Source organism: Synechococcus sp. H55.11, assembly GCF_047462475.1.
Lineage (GTDB): Bacteria > Cyanobacteriota > Cyanobacteriia > Thermostichales > Thermostichaceae > Thermostichus.
In genome coordinates, this window is sequence record NZ_JANSJI010000263.1 from 4,398 (window position 1) to 6,406 (window position 2,009).

A 2,009-nucleotide genomic window follows, 5' to 3' on the forward strand; every position below is an offset into this window, starting at 1 on the left:
TGACGATGGGGTCGAGGATCTCGGCCAGGGCAACCCGCCGCGCCCGTTGAGCAGCAGCGTTGACGAGACGAATCAACCCCGGCTCCAAGTTGTAGCCGTTGTAAAACACCAGATCCGCCTGCTCGAGAGCTGCGGCATCTGCCGGTGTCGGCTCATAGACGTGGGGATCCTGTCCCGGCTGCAGCAGGCTGCTGAGCTGGATGCGATCTTGACCCACCTGCTCTACCCAATCGGCAATCAGAGTGGTGGTAGCCACAACGCGGGGACGTGCCACAGCCAAGCTGGCCAGAGATGTCCAACCGCCCATCAGCAGGCCAAGCCCCACCACCAAGCGGCGCAAAGAAAAGATCTTGGTTTTCATAATTGTTTCACTATTTGAGTTTCCCCTTAGGGTACACTGGTCTTGGCGAAAATGAAAGGAAAATGAAAAAGCCAGCGATTGCTCTCCCTCCTCGTCCGGCCTCTCTGGTGGTGCGGGATCTGACGGTGCGCTATGGCAAGTTGCTGGCGTTGGAGCGGATCAGCGCCGAGATCCGGCCAGGGTGCATCACGGGCATCCTGGGCCCCAACGGGGCTGGCAAAAGCAGCTTTCTCAAGGCGCTGCTGGGGTTGGTGCCAAAAGAGGGGGGCGAGGTGCGCTACGGCGGCCAGGCGCTGCGGGGGGAGCAGGTGGCCTATGTGCCGCAGCGGTCGGCCATCGACTGGAGCTTTCCGGCCACGGTGTGGGATGTGGTGCTGATGGGACAGGTGAGAGCTGCCGGCTGGTTGCGCCGCATCGGTCCGCAAGGTCGGGAGCGGGCAGCGCAAGCTCTGGACCGGGTGGGGATGGGGGCCTATCGGGATCGGCCCATCGGTCGGCTATCAGGGGGACAGCAGCAGCGGGTGTTTTTGGCGCGGGCTCTAGCGCAGGCAGCCGAGATCTACGCCCTGGACGAGCCGCTGGCCGGGATCGACCAGCCCAGCGAGGCCATTGTGTTTCAGGTTTTGCGGGAGTTGGCCGACGCCGGCCATATCGTGATGGTGGTGCACCACGACCTGGGGCAGGCGCTGGCCCACTTTGATGAGGTGCTTCTCCTCAACCGCGTCCTGATTGCCCAGGGATCCCCGCAGCAGGTGCTGCAGCCGCAGGTGTTGCAGCGGGCCTATGGCCGCATCCTGCCCTTGGACTCAGCTGCCTAGGGGGTGAGGGGTGGTATGGAAGGGCTCTGGCACACCCTGGCGGATCCCTTGCGGTTTGCCTTTATGCAGCGGGCTCTGCTGGTGGCGGTGGCCATCGGCGTTCTCTGCGCGGTGGTGGGCAGCTATTTGCTGGTGCAAAGCTTGGCCCTCCTGGGGGATGCCCTCAGCCATTCGCTGCTGCCGGGCCTGGCCATTGCCTACCTGCTGGATCTCAACCTCTTTGTCGGTGCCTTCGTGGCGGGGTTACTGAGCGCCCTGCTCATCCAGTGGATCCGCTCCGCCACCCCCCTCAAGCCCGATGCGGCCATGGGGATCGTCTTTTCTGCTTTTTTTGCCCTAGGGATCCTCTTAATCACGTTAATCCAACGGCGGGCCCGCATCGATCTCAACCACTTCCTCTTCGGCAACCTCCTGGGGGTGAGCGCCGCTGATGTGTTGACAGTGGTGGGCATCACCGTCCTGGTGCTGGGATTGGTGGCCCTCTTTTTTAAGGAGCTGACCTTCTACAGTTTCGATCCCCTGGGGGCCAAGGCAGCCGGCCTGCCTACTGCAGGGTTGGGATGGGGGCTGATGGCGCTCACCTCCCTCACTCTGGTGGCCAGCATGAAGGCGGTGGGGGTGCTGCTGGTGCTGGCCATGCTCATCACGCCAGCAGCAACAGCTTACCTGCTGGCGCCTCGCCTGCACCAGGTAATGCTGCTGGGATCCCTCTTTGGCGTCAGCGCTAGCCTGCTGGGGATGTACGCTAGCTACTACCTCAACGTCGCCTCCGGCCCGGCCATTGTCTTGGTGGCCTCCGTCTGGTTTGGCTTAGCCTTTCTGGCCAGAGT

Annotated in this window: 3 protein-coding genes; 2 read left to right on the plus strand and 1 reads right to left on the minus strand. The window is 63.0% G+C overall.

Annotation, left to right across the window (positions count from 1 at the left end):
* Positions 1–361 (minus strand): metal ABC transporter solute-binding protein, Zn/Mn family (locus tag NW853_RS10700; protein ID WP_414349002.1); only part of this gene is annotated, 361 nt, incomplete at its 3' end.
* A 62-nt stretch (positions 362–423) separates the two neighbouring features.
* Here NW853_RS10700 and NW853_RS10705 point away from each other — a divergent pair.
* On the plus strand, positions 424–1,179 hold the full coding sequence (locus tag NW853_RS10705) for a metal ABC transporter ATP-binding protein (protein ID WP_414349003.1): 756 nt from the start codon (positions 424–426) through the stop codon (positions 1,177–1,179).
* A gap of 15 nt (positions 1,180–1,194) precedes the next feature.
* Positions 1,195–2,009 (plus strand): metal ABC transporter permease (locus NW853_RS10710; protein WP_414349004.1); only part of this gene is annotated, 815 nt, incomplete at its 3' end.

Coding starts and splice junctions, on each gene's coding strand:
- NW853_RS10705 (WP_414349003.1), top strand. CDS start 424: ATGAAAAAGCCAGCGATTGCTCTCCCTCCTCGTCCGGCCTCTCTGGTG.